The 18,088-nt window shown below is 73.4% G+C and carries 14 protein-coding genes; 7 read left to right on the top strand and 7 right to left on the bottom strand.

What is annotated here, in order from left to right; translation table 11 throughout:
• Nucleotides 1-193: 193 nt before the first annotated feature.
• Nucleotides 194-1,390, bottom strand: a complete 1,197-nt coding sequence (locus tag NQZ70_RS23145; protein WP_129576134.1) for a hypothetical protein — start codon at nt 1,388-1,390, stop codon at nt 194-196.
• Nucleotides 1,391-1,873: 483 nt separating this feature from the next.
• Nucleotides 1,874-2,530: a hypothetical protein gene (locus tag NQZ70_RS23140; protein ID WP_272829026.1), complete on the bottom strand. Its 657-nt coding sequence runs from the start codon at nt 2,528-2,530 to the stop codon at nt 1,874-1,876.
• A 396-nt stretch (nt 2,531-2,926) separates the two neighbouring features.
• Here NQZ70_RS23140 and NQZ70_RS23135 point away from each other — a divergent pair, with 396 nt between their 5' ends.
• Nucleotides 2,927-4,531, top strand: a complete 1,605-nt coding sequence (locus NQZ70_RS23135; protein WP_165374117.1) for a protein kinase domain-containing protein — start codon at nt 2,927-2,929, stop codon at nt 4,529-4,531.
• Between the two features lie 22 nt (nt 4,532-4,553).
• Here the strand turns inward: NQZ70_RS23135 and NQZ70_RS23130 are convergent, their stop codons facing one another.
• The 3 genes from NQZ70_RS23130 to NQZ70_RS23120 all read right to left on the bottom strand — a co-directional run bounded on the left by NQZ70_RS23130 (nt 4,554) and on the right by NQZ70_RS23120 (nt 8,523).
• On the bottom strand, nt 4,554-5,780 hold the full coding sequence (locus tag NQZ70_RS23130) for an MFS transporter (protein WP_237245670.1): 1,227 nt from the start codon (nt 5,778-5,780) through the stop codon (nt 4,554-4,556).
• Nucleotides 5,780-6,556, bottom strand: coding sequence for a YoaK family protein (locus NQZ70_RS23125; protein WP_129576130.1), 777 nt, complete (start codon nt 6,554-6,556; stop codon nt 5,780-5,782). Before NQZ70_RS23125 ends, NQZ70_RS23130 begins: the two co-directional genes overlap by 1 nt.
• Before the next feature lie 209 nt (nt 6,557-6,765).
• The gene (locus NQZ70_RS23120) at nt 6,766-8,523 is read right to left on the bottom strand and encodes an MFS transporter (RefSeq protein ID WP_129576129.1); all 1,758 of its coding nucleotides are present in this window, start codon (nt 8,521-8,523) and stop codon (nt 6,766-6,768) included.
• A gap of 1,009 nt (nt 8,524-9,532) precedes the next feature.
• Between NQZ70_RS23120 and NQZ70_RS23115 the strand changes: the two genes are divergently transcribed.
• The 6 genes from NQZ70_RS23115 to NQZ70_RS23090 all read left to right on the top strand — a co-directional run bounded on the left by NQZ70_RS23115 (nt 9,533) and on the right by NQZ70_RS23090 (nt 14,533).
• Nucleotides 9,533-9,976 (top strand): hypothetical protein, encoded by a 444-nt coding sequence (locus tag NQZ70_RS23115; RefSeq protein ID WP_129576128.1) that lies wholly within the window; start codon nt 9,533-9,535, stop codon nt 9,974-9,976.
• On the top strand, nt 9,958-10,800 hold the full coding sequence (locus NQZ70_RS23110; RefSeq protein ID WP_129576127.1) for a thrombospondin type 3 repeat-containing protein: 843 nt from the start codon (nt 9,958-9,960) through the stop codon (nt 10,798-10,800). Before NQZ70_RS23115 ends, NQZ70_RS23110 begins: the two co-directional genes overlap by 19 nt.
• 75 nt (nt 10,801-10,875) lie before the next feature.
• Nucleotides 10,876-11,784, top strand: a complete 909-nt coding sequence (locus NQZ70_RS23105) for an NDP-sugar synthase (protein ID WP_237245537.1) — start codon at nt 10,876-10,878, stop codon at nt 11,782-11,784.
• A gap of 1,173 nt (nt 11,785-12,957) precedes the next feature.
• Nucleotides 12,958-13,629: a hypothetical protein gene (locus NQZ70_RS23100; RefSeq protein WP_129576126.1), complete on the top strand. Its 672-nt coding sequence runs from the start codon at nt 12,958-12,960 to the stop codon at nt 13,627-13,629.
• A 40-nt stretch (nt 13,630-13,669) separates the two neighbouring features.
• Nucleotides 13,670-13,837 carry a hypothetical protein gene (locus tag NQZ70_RS23095; RefSeq protein ID WP_165374115.1) on the top strand — a complete coding sequence of 56 codons (168 nt, stop codon included), beginning with the start codon at nt 13,670-13,672 and terminating at the stop codon, nt 13,835-13,837.
• A 189-nt stretch (nt 13,838-14,026) separates the two neighbouring features.
• Nucleotides 14,027-14,533, top strand: a complete 507-nt coding sequence (locus NQZ70_RS23090) for a hypothetical protein (RefSeq protein WP_129576125.1) — start codon at nt 14,027-14,029, stop codon at nt 14,531-14,533.
• A 44-nt stretch (nt 14,534-14,577) separates the two neighbouring features.
• Here the strand turns inward: NQZ70_RS23090 and NQZ70_RS23085 are convergent, their stop codons facing one another.
• Nucleotides 14,578-15,987: a hypothetical protein gene (locus NQZ70_RS23085; RefSeq protein ID WP_129576124.1), complete on the bottom strand. Its 1,410-nt coding sequence runs from the start codon at nt 15,985-15,987 to the stop codon at nt 14,578-14,580.
• A 265-nt stretch (nt 15,988-16,252) separates the two neighbouring features.
• Nucleotides 16,253-17,818, bottom strand: a complete 1,566-nt coding sequence (locus tag NQZ70_RS23080) for an NAD(P)/FAD-dependent oxidoreductase (RefSeq protein WP_129576123.1) — start codon at nt 17,816-17,818, stop codon at nt 16,253-16,255.
• Nucleotides 17,819-18,088 lie beyond the last annotated feature (270 nt).

The raw sequence follows: 18,088 nt of genomic DNA, 5'->3' as shown, positions 1-18,088 counted from the left end.
ATCCCAGCGCGGCTCGAGCGTCGAGCGGGGCGGCGGAGGCGTCTCAGGCCTCGATCGGCGAGCGACGAGGTCGAATCCGACCTCCGCCGCTCGCCCTTGACCCGCGCTGTTCAGGGGATGCGACGGATGCGTTCAGGTACTCCAAGGGGCAGGCCGGCGCAAAGGGTTTGCCGGCCTCCGGGCGTCGCTCCGGTCAGGGAGACGCGCACGCGGCGCGCGTGGTCGCGCCGGGGCGGACCTCGCCGCTGCACTGGGCCAACAGCGCCGGCGCCCCCTTCGCGTCGCGCACCTCGATCGAGGTCGTGTACGCGCCCGGGGGGAGGGCCGAGAGGAGCGCGCGCTCGCCGCAGGGTACAGGGCCGACGTAGGGGGGCGCATCCGTCTCGGGCTGCTCGCCGTCGGGCAGCGGCTCGGTCGCCGTGTAGCTGGCCGCGCCGGCCCCGCAGGCGAGCTGTTCCGCGTCGAGGAGCGCGCCGAGGTCGAGCTCGAGCGCTCCCGTGTCGGACAGCGGATCGCAGGTCGCCGTCGCCGTGACGCCCGCGCTCGCCGCGGCGAAGCAGCTCGACCCGAACAGGAGATCGCCCGCGGCGTTCTTCGCCTCCAGGCGGAAGACGTGGGCCCCTGCCGCGGCGGCGCCGAGGTCGTAGACGATGGGCTCGGCCGGCGGGCAGCCGACGCCGAGCACCGGCGCGAGCGAGCCGCCCTGGGGGAGGACGTCGAACGACGCGACCTCTCGGTCGCCGGCCCCGCAGCGCAGCGCGCCGAGCGCGCTCGCCGGGTCGAGCACGATGGCCGCGCGCTGCGTGTCGTCGGGGCCGGAGACCGCGGCGCACCCCTGGACGACGACGTTGACGCCCGTCTTCGCCACGAGCTTGCCGGCGTCGTCCGCGGCCTCGGGGCCCGGGCACGCCCACGTCCAGCGCGGCGCGACCGGGGCGCCGTCGACGAGCATGTGGGGGCTCCCGGAGGTCTCGTCGCCGACGGGGGTGAGCTCCTCGGCGTACTGCGCGTAGCCGTCGATCCTGGCCGTGTACTCGTGCCCCTCGACGACGTAGGTGAACGACACGCGCGACGTGCACGGGATCGGCGGCGACGAGGCGAGGGTGAACGGACCGCCCTCGGCGCTCTCGTCCGTGAGCGTGGCGACGTAGCTGCGGATCGCCCCCGGCTCGTTCGAGCACCGCACGTCGCCCAGGAAGGCGAGCGGGTCGATGGCGAGCGAGGTCTGGATGCGCCCGTCGTCGTCGTCGTCGTCGTTCCCGCTGGTGCAGGCCGCGAGCGCGAGCACGGCGAGCGCCAGGGCGCGCCGGCCGGACCAGGGCTGCGGGGAGAGCCCGCCTTCGCGATCCCCACCGGACGAGGTTCCACAACCAGCTCGAGCTCGGCCCATCGGCAGGGGGCACTAGTCCAAGCCGGGGAACGGCGCCACATGAAACGCGGCGCGCCCCGCGCCGGGAGGGCGCCTGCGGGCCAACAGCCCGTACCAGCCGACGGAGCTCCGCCGCGCGGCCGCGCAGGCCGAGGCGGTCGCGCGGAGGGCGCCGGGGACGGCGGCGCTCATGGACGAGCTGTCGGACGCGCTGCTCTCGTGTGAGGCGGGGCCGTGGCTGCGGGGCGTGACCCGGCCGTTGCAAGGCTTGATGCAAACGTTGAAACGGGCGACTCGGGGGCCGAGCGGGGCATTTCAAGGCTTGAGATGGCCGACTCGGGGGCCGAGTTGGGGATTTCAAGGCTTGAGATGGCCGACTCGGAGGCCGAGTGGGGCGTTCCAAGCCTTGAAAGCGGCGACTCGGGGGCCGAGTGGGCGTTTCATTGCTCGAAACGGGCGACTCGCGGAGAGGCTCGAGCGATACGCGTGTTTCGGGCCGAAGAACTAGGGATCAGCGGCACCGCCAGCGCCGCCGCCCCCCCCTTGACCGGCACCGCCGCCCCCGCCGCCTTCACCGTCAGCGCCGGCGCTTCCGCCGCCGCCGCCTTCACCGTCAGCGCCGGCGCTTCCGCCGCCGCCGCCATCGCCAGCACCGCCGGCGCCTCCACCACCGCCGTTCCCCCCGCCTTCACCGTCAGCGCCGGCGCTTCCGCCGCCGCCACCATCGCCCTCGCCGCCGCCCGCGCCGGTCGATTTGGCCACGAACGCGCAGGCCGCGAGCTCATGAGCCCGCCCGATGATCACCTCGCACGGGCTGAGCGCGCGATCGGCGCCCTCCGCGGGCTGCGCGGCGGAGCACTCCGCCATGGAAGCGACGTTGTCGGCGGCGCACTCGCGCGTCGCGCCGATGGCGTCGACGCAGGCCTTGATCTGGCTTTCCGTCGGCTCCGGCGCGGGGTGCTCCTTTGTGCCGGCGTTCTCGATGCCGTGGAGGCACTGGTCCCAGGAAAACTCGACGCAGGCGTCCACCCGCGCGTCGGCGTCGGCCGAGCCGACCCACGCCGGGCACGCGGCGGCGGCCTCGCACCGGGCCGTCTCGATTTGCCGGCAGGCGTCGATGCCCACGGCGTCGGTGCCGCAGCTCTGCGTTGCGAGGGTCACGGCCCCGAGGCCGAGCAACCCGGCCGCGGCCCATGTTGCGGAGCTCCGCCTCGCGGCGGAGCGGACGGCGAGCGCAGACGAACCCACCCGGCGGAGCTACCACGCGGGCGCCGGGGGCGTCGAGTTTTCCGCCGACCACCGCCTCGCAGTACTACCGGCGCGCCCGCTGCGGCGCCGCCGCCCGCACGCCGGCGCGCGTCCATGGTGCAACCGGGCCGGCGCGGCCGTGGTTCCCGGGCGCGCTCGCGCCGGCGCGGCGCTCTCCCGGATCGGGCGCCGCGCCCCCGCGACGAGCCCCGCATCGCGATGAACGCCGCGCCCGCGGCGCCGCGCCGTCGCGAACGGTGCCCGGCCAGGGCCCCGTCCGATCTATGCTCCCGTGGCCTCGATCTCCCGATGGATCCGCCGAGCCTCGCGCAGCTCCGACCCGACACGCTTTTCCACGGGCGATACCGCGTGGTCCGCTCGCTCAAGGCGGGCGGGATGGGGGCGGTGTACGAGGTCGTCGACGAGGTCACGGACCGCCGCCGCGCGCTCAAGGTGATGCTCCCGGGATCCATCCAGGACCCCGGCATGCGCGCCCGGTTCGCCCAGGAGGCCAAGATCACCGGCGGGATCGAGAGCGATCACATCGTCCCGGTCTCCGACGCCGGCATCGACGCCGACTCCGGGATGCCCTTCCTCGTCATGGACCTGCTCCAGGGCGAGGAGCTCGCGAGCCTGTCGGCGCGCCGCGGCCCGCTGCCGGCGGTGGAGGTGGTGCTCTACCTCTCCCAGGTCGCGCGCGCGCTCGACAAGATGCACGCGGCGGCCATCGTCCATCGCGACCTCAAGCCGGCGAACCTCTTCTTGACGCGGCGGGACGACGGCTCCCCGTGCGTCAAGGTCCTCGATTTCGGCCTGGCGAAGATCGCGGCGCAGAGCAGCATGGCGGACCGCACCGCGATCCTCGGGACGCCGCTCTACATGGCCCCCGAGCAGATCCGCGGCGACGGCGCCGTGGGGCCGAAGGCCGACATCCACGCGCTGGCGCACGTGGCCTTCACGCTGCTCGTGGGCAGCCCCTACTGGCTGACCGAGGCCAACGTCCTGCCCTCGATCTTCGCGCTCCTCCAGCGGATGGCGGCGGGGCTGCCCGAGCCCGCGAGCGCCCGCGCCGCGCGGCGCCGCACCGTCCGGCTGCCGCCCGCCTTCGACGCCTGGTTCCAGCAGGCGACCGCGATCGATCCGCGGGACCGGTTCGACCGCGCCACAACGGCCGTCGCCCTGATGGCCGAGGCGCTCGGCGCGCCCGCGCCGTCGAGCCCGCCCCCCGGGCCGGTTCCGCCCTCGAACCCGCCGCCGTCGTCGCGCCGCAGCCTCGAGCTCGACGACCGGCGCGCCGCCGCCCCGCCGGACCCCGGGCCGAAGCCGCCCGATCCGGGACCGAGGCCGCCCGACCCCGCGCCGAGGCCGCTGGACCCCGCGCCGAGGCCGCTGGACCCCGCGCCGAGGCCGCTGGACCCCGCGCCGAAGCTCGCGGGCGACGCGCGGCACCGCGACGAGGATCTCGCCGAGGTCGTCCACGAGGAGCGGCTCCGGGCCTTCCTCAAGAAGGAGGTCCAGCGCGCCAGGGAGCAGCGGACCCGGCGGCTGTCCCTGCTGCTGCTCGGCGTGGACGGCCTCCAGGAGGTCGAGGAGAAGCACGGGCGGGCGGCGGTCGACCGCATCCTCAACGACCTCGCGCGCGTGGTCCGGATCTACGTGCCGGAGGACGGGCTGCTCGGGCGGTACCGCCGCGACCTCCTCGCGATCGTCCGCCCCGGGATCGGCCGGACGCGGGCGTCCGCGTTCGCGAAGGTGCTCGGCGAGAAGGTGCGCCAGCACCGGTTCCGGCGCATCCCGTCGATGCCCGTCCGGATGACCCTCCGGATCGGCGTCGCCCACCTCGAGGAGGACGACACGACCGCGCACGATCTGCTCGAGCGCGCGACGCGGGACCTCCTCGAGCGGGGCGAGTGAGGGCCCGGCGGGATCCCGGGCGTCAGCCGCTCCGTGCGCGCCGCAGCATCGCGACGCTCGCGAGCGTCGACGCGCTGAGCACGAGCCACATCGCGGCGTACCCCTGGGTGGAGGCGAAGAGCGGACGCAGGAGGTCGATGGCCGCGCCGGTGAGCGCGGGCCCAAGGAGCGTCCCGACGCCGCCGCTCACGTCGAAGAGGCCCGCCGCGGCGCCGTGGCTTCGAGCGGGCATCCGCTGCATGACGATCGCGTAGGGCAGGGTGCTCGCTGCCCCGCCGCAGAAGGCGATGAGCGGGAGCTCCGCGCCGAGGAGCATGGTGGAGCTGGAGAAGGCGGGGAGGACCAGCCCGAGCCCGAAGACGACGAGCGTGCGCGCGAGGACGCGCGCCGCGCCGTGCCGGTCCGCGAGCTGGCCGCTCACGAGCGCGCCGAGGAGGGCCCCCACGGCGACGACGGTCATCGCGCCGGCGATGAACTTCATGCTCTTGCCGAGCCCCTCGGTCAGCCAGAGCACGACGAAGGCCTTCATGCCGCCGAGCGTGAGCGAGAGGAGCGCGTTGGCGATCATGAGCGCGCGGATGGCCCGGTGGTGACGGAGCAGCGCCCAGACCTCCGCGGCCGACGAGCGGGAGCCACGCTGGGGGACCGCGGACGGCCGTGCGGTCCCGCGCAGCCCGAGCACGAGCAGCGCGGTCCCGAGGAGCAAGGCGGCGGCCGCGACGAGGTACGGCAGCGGCCGCCAGAGCTCGAGGAGCAGCCCGCCGCCGACGAGCGCGGATCCGAGGCCCACCTGGCTGAAGATGCCCTGGATCCCCTGCGCGCGGCCGCTCAGGCTCAGGGGGACGAGATCGGCGTAGAGCGCGCGGTAGGGCGCGAGGTAGGTGAAATAGGCGGCGTAGAAGAAGAACACCTCCACGGCCATGACGGGGAGCGAGCGCGCGAGCGGGATGAGCGCGAGGGCGACCGCCGCGACGGGCGCGGTCGCCATCAGGAACGGGACACGGCGGCCGAACCGGGTGTCGACGCGATCGGAGAGGCCGCCGATCCAGAGGGGGACGAGCAAGGCGACGAGCCCCTCGCCGCCGACGAGCGCGCCGATGCCGGCGCGCGATCCCGTGAACCCGCGCGCGAGCACGGGGAGGTAGGTGGAGATGACCGTGAGGGACAGCGACAGCCCCAGGCCGGGGGCGCCGAGGAGAAGGAGGAGGCGTCGCTCCGCGCTCGAGAGCTGCGCCCGCGCCGGCCGCATCACTCGCCGCTCCGGCGCCGCTGCTCCCGCCGCCACGCGGCCGTCCCGCTGGGCCCGCCCACGGGCCACGCGAGGTCGAGCACCACCAGCGAGACGAGCAGCAGGACCGGGATCGCCAGCGCGCGCGCGCCCCAGCGCGCGTGCGCGAGCGCGCTCGCGGCGGCGCCCGTCACGAAGCTCGGCCAGACGATCCCCGTGGCCACGAGGTGTCGCGCCGTCGAGCGCAGGTCGACGGGGGCGTCGCGAGGCCTGGCGAGCAGCTGGGCCAGCTCTTCGGCGAAGTTGGTGAGCATGCCGGTGATGTACGTGGTGCGCACCGTCACGCCGTCGATGCGGCGGAACGTGGCCGTCTGCACCCCCATCGCCAGGCTGACGAGCGACGCCTGCAGGTCGAACGCCCACGCCGGCTCGAGCGGGACCGGCCCCGCGTGCGCGGTCACGCTCACCCCGACGAGGAAGCCCCCGAGCAGGGCCGCGGTGAGCGCGAGGCCCGGCGCGACGTCGGCGCGCACGCCGCGATGGGCGCAGACCTCGGCGAGCGTGGCGCCGCAGACCACGCCCGCCATGAAGACGACGGCCGGGAGCCCGCGCGTCACGATCGCGCGCGCATCTCCGCGGGCGATGGCCTGGCCGAGCGCGGCGCTGTTGCCCGTCATGTGCGTCGTGTAGAGGTGATCGAGCGACAGCCAGCCGATCACGTCGACGGCCCCGGACACGAAGGCGAGCACGGCAGCCACGCCGAACCTCGCCTCGATCACGTTCACCGGCCGGTCCATGCCGCCGCGCGAGCTGCAACCGCTGCGCCACGAGGATCGCGTCGTGCCACCGCGCGATCGTCGCGGGGGCGAGGCTCGTCATCGAGGTCGAGCCGCCGCGCCGAGGCCGCCGCCTCCGGTTGGCGCCGGGGGGAGGAGGCGCTCGGCCAGGGCATGGAGGGCTTCGAGGTCGGCGAGCGCTCGGAGAGGGGCGGGCCCTTTCCCGGGGCTCAGCGGCGACCACGCCCTCGCGCTCGCTCTGTGAGCGCGTCGGCGCTGGCGGCGTCGCGGAGGTACGTGCGGAGCGCGATCAGGGTGATGAGCCCGCTTCCGCACAGCGAGACGAGCATGACGGAGAAGGTCGCGCGCAGGGGTGACGGGCCGCCGCCGAAGACGTTCTCGGCGACGTACCCGAAGGCCACCGGCGCGGCGGCCTCCGCCGCTTTGCGTACCGTCATCCGGACGCCTTCCGCGCGACCCCACAGGTGCGAGGGCACGATGTCGAGCCGCGCCGCGTCGAGCGGAGGGTTGGCGGCCGCGAGCGCGAACGCGGCGAGGACGTACAGGATCAGCGCGGTGGCGAGCGCGACGGAGAGCAGGCCGAGAAAGAACAGCGCCGTGCTCGCCAGGTACGCGCATGAGGCCACCCAGATGCGCGCCGTCTCGTGCCCGCGGGCGAGCAGCCCATCGACGCCCCTGCCGCCGACGTAGACGCCGAGGACCGCGCCGGATCCCACGATCGCGGCGACGCCGAGGGCCGCCTGGTGGCTGAGGTGGTAGCGGTCTGTCAGGAGCTCGACGGAGAAGATGCGCAGCCCGCCGAAGAAGTAGTAGCCGAGCGCGGAGCTGATGATCAGGACCAGGTTGGTCGGGATGCGGAGCACGTAGCCGAGCGCCCAGAGAAACGACCGCTCGCGCCGGTCGACGTCGTGGACGAGGCGCTCGCGCGGCTCGACGCCGGCCGCGCGCGCCCTGGCGCCGACGCTCTGCGCCGGACGGGGCCACGGCCCCTCGTCGCGCGACGCCGCCGCGCCCGGACGCGCTTCGATGCGTTCCTGGCCTGGCTGGAGCCAGCTCGCGCCGCCGCGCGCCGGCTCGGGGAGGCGATGGATGGCCCACGCCAGAAAGGGCGTCGGCAGGGCGAGGGCCCAGAAGCCGAGGCGCCACGAGATCTCGGCCAACAATCCCGCGGCGATGACGCCGATCGCCGTGCCGATCAGCTCGCCCGAGAGGATGAAGCCGAACACCCGACCGCGCAGATCGGGTGGAGAGTAGTCGCCGACGAGGGACGCGACCGCGGGTTGCGCGGCCGCGATGACGGCCCCGAGCGCGACCTGCGCGACGAGGAGGGCGGCGTAGGAGGTCGCGGCACCGCAGGCGACCATCGCCACGCCCCACAGCACGACCGTCAGCGCCAGGAGCCGTGTCCGCGCCCTGCGATCGACAAGCCAGCCGAACACGAGGGTTCCGGCGGCGGCGACGGCGGATTCGACCGTGAACAACAGGCCGAGCCTGGTGCTGTCGATGCCGAGCGACCCCTGCAGCGGCGCGGCCATGCCCCCGATCGCGCCGGCGTCGGCGCTGTCGAGTGACAGCACGAGCGCCATCAGGACGATCACCCTGGCCTGCGCTCGCCCTCCGAGCTGTCGCAGCAGCGCATCGCCGATCCGGCGTGCGAAGCGCGTCCGCGGGAGGGGCTCGCTCGGAGGGTCGGTCACCGCCGGAGCACGGATGCCGTGCGGCTCGAGACGGCGGTGCGGCTCGGGATCTCGGTCGACCCCGGCACGAACGAGGCGACGGGCGCGACCGGCGCGGCGCCGAGGACGCTCGTGGCCATGGGCGCGGAGGATCTCGGCGGCTCGCCCGCCAGCGCGCTGCTTGCCTGGAGGACACCCGTCTCGCCCCGTTCTGCGAGCCATTCGCGATCTTCGGGCCCCCTCGTTGCCATGATTTCCCCCTTCAGCGCCGGGAGCGCTGCCCGTGCGCACGTGATGCGATGCATACGCTGCGCCGCGCGCGGGGTGGGCTCTCCCGAGGGGACGCGAGAGGTCAGCGGGCCTGTCGAGCGTGGTCGTGTCCGGCAACGTCCCGATGAGTCGGCCGCGCCGTGTCACCCAGGCGCGACGTCACCGGCACGCTTCTGCGGACCCGTGAGGGGCACGGGAGCCGCCGGTTCTACCTGGCTGGCTCATGTGTTTTACATTCTCTGAAATTTGTGCTCCCTTATCGTCCAATGCCGGGTCGTGCGCCTCGCTTTGTCCAGACAAGGCATAAGGGTGAAGGGCCCTCGCACGCCGCACAGGCGCCGGGAGCGGGGATTGCGCGGGCTCAGCAACCCGGGGCGGTTCAGCGTCGAATACAAGCGCCGGTTCGGCGAGCGCCCCTCCGAGACGCTGTCGGCGGGGCGCGCGGCCGCGGGCCTGCTGCGCCTCCAGCCGCGGCGCCGGCCCTGAACGTCACGAGCGCTGGCACCCACGAGCAACAACTCCGGCGACAACGCCACCCCGGGCCGACGGCCCGCAGCTCACCATGGCGTACCGGTCGTCGGGCTCGACCTCGACGTATCGCGCAGATCGCCATCCATCGCGTGCGCGAACGATGTCTCCTGTCCAGAAACGGCAGCGGACTGTCCACGAACGGCAAGACAAGCGCGCGAACGAGCTCGTCGCTGTTGCATCCTCGCCTGAACCTATGGTGGAAGAACGCTCCGCCATCGAGCTCGGCAGGGTCGCCGCGGTCGGTCACGGCGGTGCGTGATGGACTCCGCAGGTGAAGCATTCATAAAGCAGCAGCGGGCGGCGGCGCTCGACTGGACCTCGGCGACGGGGACCGGCGGCGCGCACACACCGAATGCCATGCAGGGGCCCGCGTCAACATCACCTCCGAAGGTGGGTGCGTCGAGCGCGTGCTCCCGGCCTCGGAGCGGCTTTGGGATGGTCCGGACTGACGCCACCGCGGGCCTTTCCCTCTCTCCGGGTTTGATTTACGATACACCCTATGAAGCGCCTCGCCTCGATCCTCTCCTTCTCCACGATGGTCTTGCTTCCAGCGGCGGCGCACGCCGCGGCGGAGAAGCTCCTGCTGATGGAGGTCGTCGTCTCCCCGACACAGGCCGAGTCCGTCGCGATCCGGAACCCCGGAAACACGCCGATCGTCCTGACCGATTATTATCTCGCCGATTACAATACTTATTACAACGTGGTCATCGCCGGGGCGCCCGCCGGCACCAGCGACTTCATCGTGCGATTCCCCGCCGGTGCTGTCATCCAGCCGGGTGAGACCCAGTACGTGTCGATCGCCGGCGGCGAGTGCTTCAGGACCTCCTGCGGCGTGACGAGCCCGTTCACCGGATACGGGATCTATCCCACGTACGAGATCGCAACGGGCGCCGAGACACCACGACGAGCCCCGCTGTCCCTGACATGCTCGTGCCGATCATGAACGGGGTCGGCACCGCGTGGGGGTTCACCAATGGGGGCGAGCCGGTCATTCTGTTTCACTGGGATGGCATGACGAACCTCGTGACCGATGTCGATTGCGTGTATTATGGAACGGCGGGGGCCCAAGCCCCGGTGAACAAGGCGGGCGTCACGGTCAACGGCTCGACGTATCTGCCGGATACGGCGGACAATCCCGCGCTGCACGCGCCCCTGTCGATGAATACGACGACGATCAACACGTGTCGCGTGGACCTCACGGAGACCGGCCAGGTCATGATGGGCAGCAATGGCGTCAGCGGCCGCGACGAGACCAGCGAGCCCTGGTCGACGACCTGGACCGCGTGCGCCGTGCCGAGCGCCGCCGATATCGACCTCGATACGGTCCTCAACAGCATGGATAACTGCCTCACGGTGTCCAACACCGCGCAGATCGACACCGACGCCGACAGCGTCGGGGACGCCTGCGACAACTGCCCGACGGTGCCGAACCCCGACCAGGCGGACTCCGATGGCAATGGCATCGGCGACGCCTGCGACGCGTCCGGCGCGGGCGGCGGGGGTGGTATGGGTGGCGGGGGTGGTATGGGTGGCGGCGGCGGCATGGGCGTGGGCGGCGCTGGCGGCGCTGGCACCGGCGGCGACACGACATCCACGACCACAACCGCCACGACCGGCACCGGCGGCGCGGGCGGCAGCGAGGATGACGGCGGCTGCGGCTGCCGCGTGACCGGCGGCGAGTCGCCGCGGGGCGCGTCCTACGCTTCGCTCTTCACGATCGCGGCGGCCGCGCTCGGGGTGCGGCGCCGGCGCTCGCGATCCCGGTAGACCGACGGCAGCGGGGGAGGCATCTCACCTTCGATTTCTTGGACGTTCCTCGCGGAGGGGGCGATCCTCCGGCGCATGGCCTCTGCGATGATCCTGGCGGCGGGGCTCGGGACCCGGCTCCGCCCGCTCACCGACGAGCTGCCGAAGCCGCTCCTGTGGCTCGGCGATCGCCCGCTCGTCGCGCACATCGCCGGGCAGCTCGCCGCGGGCGGCGTCCGGCGTGCCGCGATGAACAAGTCCCACCTCGCGGAGCGCTTCACGCGCGACCTGCTCGCGGCGTTCCCGGTGCCGGTCGAGGTCCTGCACGAGCCGGAGCCGTTCGGCACCGCGGGGGGCCTCGCGAACGCGGCGGGCGCGCTGGGCGACGGCGACGTGGTCCTCTGGAACGGCGACATCCTCATCGACCTCGACGTGGCGGCGCTCTGCGCGGCGCACGCCGAGCGCGGCGCGGCCGCGACGCTCGCGGTGGCGCCGCGGCCGGCCGGGGAGGGGACGGTGGGCGTCGGCGGCGGGGGCGAGGTGGTCCGGCTGCGCGGCGAGCGCTTCGGCGATGAGGTCGCCGGCGGCGACTTCGTGGGCGTGCAGGTGGTCGGCGAGACGCTGCGGCGGCGGCTGCCGCCGCGCGGCTGCATGGTCGGAGACGTGTACCTGCCGTGGCTGCGCGAGGGTCGACCGCTCGCGACGTTCGCGGCGCCGGCCGTGTGGCACGACATCGGCACGCTCGCCGCCTACCTCGCGGCGAGCGCGCACTGGCTCGCGCAGCGCGGCCTGCCGAGCTACGTCGGCCCGGGGGCGTCCGTGGCCGAGGGCGTGGACGTGGCGGGCAGCGTGATCGGCGCGGGGGCGCGGGTCGAGGGCGCCGGGGCGCTGCGCGGGTGCGTGGTGTGGCCGGGCGCGCGGGTCGCCGCCGGCGTGGATGTGGGTGCGCCGTGCGAGCGCGCGGTGGTGACGACGCAGGGGCGCGTCGTGCACGCGGCCAGCTGATCGCCCATCCGGGGCCGCGCCGCGAGGTGCGCCGAGGTGGGCGGGATTGCGCCACAGGGCCGCCCCCGCTGCACGGTGGGGGCCTGGGCACCGGTGGGGACCCAGCGCGAGCCTTCGGCGTTCTACTACCGCGGGTTACCGCGGGTCACAAATCTCGCCAGGGATCTGCCTCGCGAGCGCAGAGGAATCTCAACGCACAGACGCCAAGCCGCCAAGGTGGCGTTCTGTTCTTGGCGAATCGATGGCTCGAAATGCTGCCCGTTTCGGGCGGTTTCGACTCGTCCGTCGCTCCGGCGCCTACCCACGATTCCGGGAGAGCCCGAATGGCTCCCATCGCATCTCCAGCTAGTCTGGCATAGCCGCGCCTGCCTCTGATTCCAGGCTTTGCGGCCAGCGAAAGCAAGAAGAGCAGCTGAACGCCGCGTGCGCCGGTTCTCGTCAGGGCCACGCGTCGTTGCGCCGCCATGCGGACGACGAGGGGGGTAGGCCGCGCCACCTCGCGATGAGAGGCGACCTCCGCCATGTCGTCGAGGTGACCTGGTCAAATCGACGATTCGAATGGAGAGCGAGATGACAGCGAGAGAGATGTTGGACGGTAAGCCGTGTCGCGCGCAAGGGCATATCGAGTGCGTGGGCAGATTCGTCGCGATCGGGCTCAGTCTGGCGATCGCCGCAGCGGGCTGCGCGGATGCCCCGGACACGGTGGCCGAGGGGCCGGAGGCCGTGGAGGCAGAAACCGCTGCTGCCCAAACGGAGCTCTCGTCGGTCCTGGCGTCGACCTTGGTCCTGAACGCGATCGCGGACAGCGGCCCCTACGGGTTCGCCAGGCGGGAGTTCGTCTTTGTCGACAGGTCGCGACCAACGCGGCCGAACAACGGCTTTCCTGGAGCCCCCAGCAGGACGCTGCCAACGGTGGTCTGGTACCCCGCAAAGTCGCGTTCGGCCTCGCCTCCCGGGGGGGACCGCGCGCCCGTGGCGCACGGGCGGTTCCCACTGCTGGCGTATGGCCATGGATTCGCGAGCCCCGGAGGGGACGCTCGTCCCTACGCCGAGCACCTGGCGTCCCACGGCTACATCGTCGCAGCGCCGCTGTTCCCCCTCACCCGGGCGGATGCTCCCGGCGGGCCTACGTCATCGGACTACGCGAACCAACCGGCAGATCTCGAGTTCGTGATGCAGCAGATCGAAGGGCTCGACGGCGCCGACGCCGACCTGGCCCGCGCCGTGCTCCCGGACCATCGAGGGGTCTTCGGCTTCTCGGCGGGAGGCCTGACGGCGCTGCTCGCCGCCTACCACCCGGTCCTCCAGATCGACGTCCGGTCCGCGGTGGCCTATGCGCCGGCATCGTGCTTCCTCGGGCCAGCCACCTATGGACGCGCGTTGCCCGTAACGATCGTCTCCGGCACCGCGGACGAGCTGGCGCCCATCGTGGGACCGCTCAAGGTGTTCGACCAGGCGCCACCTCCTGTGACCCTCGTGAAGCTCCTGGGCGGCAATCACACCGGGTTTCTGAACATGGATATCCCTGACGTGGAGAACACCGACACGGTGCTGTGTGAGCTCGTGCAGTCGATGGGCGGCATCTCCGGGGGCAGCGAGCAGCTCTTCGAGGATCTCACGCGCGGCGTCGGCCCTGGCGCCGTCGACCCGGGAGGCTGTGATGAATTTCCATTCTGCGGCACCCGGTTCACGCAGACGATGGAGGCGGCACGACAGCTCACGATAGCCCGGGCGGTGACGCTGGCGCACTTCGATGCGACGCTGAAAGGGCGGCTGCTCCGCGTGGGGCTCGTGGTGCCCGCGCTGGAGGCAGCGCCCGACGTCGTGCTCAAGATCAAGCGCTGATCCGGGCCTTGCCGAGCTACGTCGGCCCGAGGGCGTGGACGTGACGGGCAGCGTCGTCGGCGTGGGGGCGCGGGCCGAGGGCGCCGGGGCGCTGCGCGGGGGCGTGGCGTGGCCGGGCGCTCGCGTCGCCGTCGGCGTGGATGTGGGGGCGCCGTGCGCGCGCGGTGGTGTGACGACGCAGGGACGCGTCGTGCGCGCGGCCGGGTGATCGACCAGCCCAGGGCCGGGCCGTTGAGGTGCGCCGGGGTGGGGCAGCCTACGCCCGAGGGCCGCCCTCACTGCAGCGACGTCGCGCGCCAGAGGAGCGTCTCGGGCACCGGGACACTGGGCATGCGACCGCCCTCGCTCCATGTGTCCGGAAACCCGATCAGAAAGGCACGGTGCAACGATGCGTTCGATGTCCTCCATGCCCCTGCGGCGCCGGTTCCTGCGGCTGCCTTTGCTCCTGTCGGCGCTCGCCGGCGCGACGTGCGTGAGCGAGCCATCGCCGTCGGACCTCCCGCCTCCGAGCCCGCCCTCGTTGCCGCCCACGATGCCTCCTGGCGGGCAGAACAGCGGCGACGGCGACCCCGAATCAGGGGCCGGCGCGCAGGGCGCCGGCGGGCGGAGCACCGACGGAACGGGGCCCGGCGACCAGGGCGCCGGCGGGCTGGGCGGTGCCGGCGGGCTCGGGGCTGGCGGGGACCTGGGCACGGGTGGGGACCTGGGCGCCGGTGGGGGCCTGGGCGCCGGTGGGGGCCTGGGCGCCGGCGGGGACCTGGGCACGGGTGGGGGCCTGGGCGCCGGCGGGGACCTGGGCGCCGGCGGGGACCTGGGCGCCGGTGGGGGCCTGGGCGCCGGTGGGGGCGGCCTGGGCGCCGGCGGGGACCTGGGCGCCGGCGGGGGCCTGGGTGCCGGCGGGTAGCGCCGGTCGCACCCGCGTCACCCACCCGAGCGCGAAGTGGCCCTTCAGGGGGCGAGCTTCGCCAGGAACATGTCGAATCCACCCGCGCTCGTCAGCGGCCAGCCGCCGCAGTCCAGCGTGCCCGTGAACGAGCCGCCGACGAACACCCTGCCTCCAGGAGCGACGGCGAGCTCGGGCCGGGACGTCCTGGCCCAGCTTCGACTCCACACGTGATTGCCCGAGGAATCGAGCTTCAGGAGGAGGGCGCCGAACGGCAGCGGCCCTCCGCCGAGATCGATCGTCAACCCCGACGACGGGCTGATCCCGGTCGGATCGGTCGCCACGACCACGTTGCCCTCCGCGTCCGTCCCGATGCTCCTGCCGGGCCACGCGCCGACGGCATCATCTCCCGGCTCCGCGGGTGTGCCCCAGTAGAACCGGCTCCAGAGCACCGCGCCGTCGGGGGCCACCTTGAACACGCTCAGCGCCCTGCCGCTCGCGCCGCCGCCGCCGTCCCAGCCCGTGGCGACGATGTTGTCGGCGCCGTCGATGGCGAGGGCGTTGACGCTCGAGTTGTACCAGCTGTCGGACGGCAGCATCTGGCTCCAGACGTGGAACCCTCCGGCGTCGAGCTTTGCAAGGAACGCGCTCCGGGAGCCTAGCGCATAGAGGTCCTCGCCTCCGAGGAAGATGCGCGGGTTGAAGTCGCCGGCGAGGACCACGTTGCCCGCGCTGTCGGCGGCGAGCGCGCGCGCCACCTGGTTGCCTTCCGCCCCGAAGCGCCAGCTCGAGAGGGTGGTGCCGCCGGCGTCGAGCCGCGCCACGAAGATGTCGGAGCCAAGCGCCGGCATCGGCCCGAGCCCCAGATCCGCCAGCTCCGTGTAGGTGCCGGCCACCAGGACATGGCTCGTGCCGTCCACCGCGAGCGCGGTCGCGACCGCGCCCAGGCTGCGGCTCCAGACATGGCCGCCTGTGGCATCGAGCTTGACCAGCGCCGCAGACGCGGTCTCGACCGGCCCTCCGCCGAAATCGACCGGCTGACTTCCCACCACGTGGATCACCACCTCACCCTGGTCGTCCACTGCCGCGAGCGTCGCCCCTTCGTCGGCAGCGCCGCCGAAGCGCCGGCCCCAGAGAGGGACGCCCCCCGCGTTGATCTTCACCGCGAAGACGTCCACGCCGCCCGCGCTGGTCAACACGAGGCCGTCGAGCACAAGGCTCCCCGAAAAGCGCCCCACCACCAGGAGGTTTCCCTGGGGATCCAGGGCGACGTCCTCCGCGAGCTGATCGAGCGCGCCCCCGAACCGCCGGCTCCAGAGGTGCTCGCCCGGGCTCGCCGTGAGCGCCTCGGCCGACGCGCCGGCAGGCTCCTGCTCTTCCAATGCGCCCGATGGATCCGGCGCGTCCATCGCGCACCCCGCCAGCCCCAGGGTGCACAGCACGGACAAGAGGCATCGTGATCGGCTCTCCAGCATCGGAATTCCCTCCTTGAGGCGGCTGCGCCGCGGGTGGTCGTCGTGTCGAAATGAGAGGCGTTGGCAGCTCCCCGCTACAGATGCGGTAGAGCTTACCGAAATTCACCGTCCGGTGAGGATCGCCACGACGGGGTAGCTGGAGGCTCGACCACGGTCTCTCATGCGCCGCCGCGTCAAAGTCGCAGCGGTCCGACGGGGTGTGACCCCCTTCCGAGCAGGTGCAGGGCCCGGTCGGGCAGGAGTGCGACCGGGAGCGCCGCCCGGGTCACTTCCCGAGGTCGGCGAGCGCGGCCTTGGCGGCGTTGTGCCCGGCCGCGCCGATGACGGACCCGGCCGGGTGCGTGCCGGCGCTGCACGAGTAGAGCCCGGCGAGCCCGAACCGGTACGGCACGCGATCGGCGAAGCCGAAGCCGTTGTCGATGTGGTGGATGTGACCCCGCGTGATCCCGAAGTGCCGCTCGATGTCCGGCGGCGCCAGCGTGAACGTCTCCAGCACGAGGTCGCTCATCCCCGGCGCGAACCGGTCGCAGATCGAGAGGAGGTGCTTCACGTAGCGCGGGGCGGCCTGGTCCCACGTCTCGCCGCTCGCGAGCGCGTAGGGCACCCACTGCACGAAGAGCGCGGCGTTGTGGTGCCCCTCCGCGTCGCGCAGGCTCGGGTCGATCGGCGTGTGGAAGTACCACTCGATCGCGGGGAACTCGGGGAGACGCCCGCTCATCGCGTCGCGGTGGGCCTGGCGCAGCACGTCCATCACGACGCCCTCGTCGGGCAGGAGGTGGATGGTCGGCCCGAACTGCCCGCGGTCCTCCGGGAGGCAGGTGAACCGGGGTAGGCCGGTCAGCGCCATGTTGACCTTGAGCGTGGAGCCGTCCTTCGCGAGCGCGTCGAGCCGCGCCGACAGCGCCGCCCCGATCGCCGCGCCGCCGGCCAGCGCGCGGGTGCGGAACGGATCGGCGTTCGAGACGACCGCCCGGGCGGCGATGCGCGTCCCGTCCTCGAGGAGCACGCCGGAGACGGCGCCCCCGGACGACTCGATCTGCGCGACGCGGGCGCCGGTGACGATCGCGGCGCCCTCGGCCTGCGCCTTCTCGGCGAAGAGGCGGCTGACCGTGCCCATCCCGCCCTCGACGATCATCCAGGTCCCGTCCGCGCCCGGGAGGCGGCACATGTTGTGGACGAGGAAGTTCATCCCGGTGCCGGGCGTGTCGAAGCCGCCCGCGAGCCCCGAGAAGGCGTCGGTCGCGGCGTACATCGCCTGGAGGAGATCGCTCTTCCAGGGGAACCGCGCGAGGTAGTCGGAGATCGTGCCCCGGCAGAGCGCCACGAACGTCTGCCGGAGGGCGGGCCGCACGTAGCGCTCCGCGGTCTCCTCGATGGAGAGCGGCTCCTCGAGCCAGGTCGGGGCGATGTCGTCGCGGAGCGCGGCGAGCTCGGCCTGGAGGGCGCTGTTCGCGTCCCAGTCCTCCTGGGAGAAGAACTCGAAGAACTGCCGCTTCATCGCGGCCTGGTCCGAGCCGAAGAGCAGGTAGCGCCGGTCGGTCGTCGGGAGGAAATAGTGCGGATCGCGCCGACGGAGGGGGAGCGAGACGCCGAGCTCGCGGAGCAGCTCGGGCGGGGCGAGCCCGAGCAGGTAGGCGCCGCTCGAGACGCCCAGGGACGGCGCCTTCTTGAAGGGGCGCTCGGTCTTCACCGCGCCGCCCACGGCGTCCTTCTCCTCGAGCACCACGACGTCGAGCCCGCGGCGGGCGAGGAGGACGGCGGCGACGAGACCGTTGTGGCCGGCGCCGACGATGACGACGTCGGCGCGGGCCGGAGCTTCACTGCGTTTCACTGGGCACCTCCAAGCGCTGTGCGCGTCCGTTGCCGCGGCCGGCGCGCGGGCCGCGGCGCGCGAGGTGTTGCACGGATGACGCGGCGAGGAGAGCCCTTTTCGCGCCCCGGAATCCTGAGGAGCGCGCCGCGCCGGCCCCGGGGCCGCCCGCGCGGGGTGCCTTTCCAGCCTGTTCCCGCCGCGGCGCGCGGCGGCCGGCGCCCTCCCGCGGGCGCGGCGGGCGGCCGAGGCGCGGCGGGCGGCCGGCGCCCTCCTGCGGCGCGGCGGGCG

This window comes from Sorangium sp. So ce836, assembly GCF_028553905.1.
Classification (GTDB): domain Bacteria; phylum Myxococcota_A; class Polyangia; order Polyangiales; family Polyangiaceae; genus Sorangium; species Sorangium cellulosum_D.
This window is presented reverse-complemented; position numbering and strand designations above follow the sequence as displayed.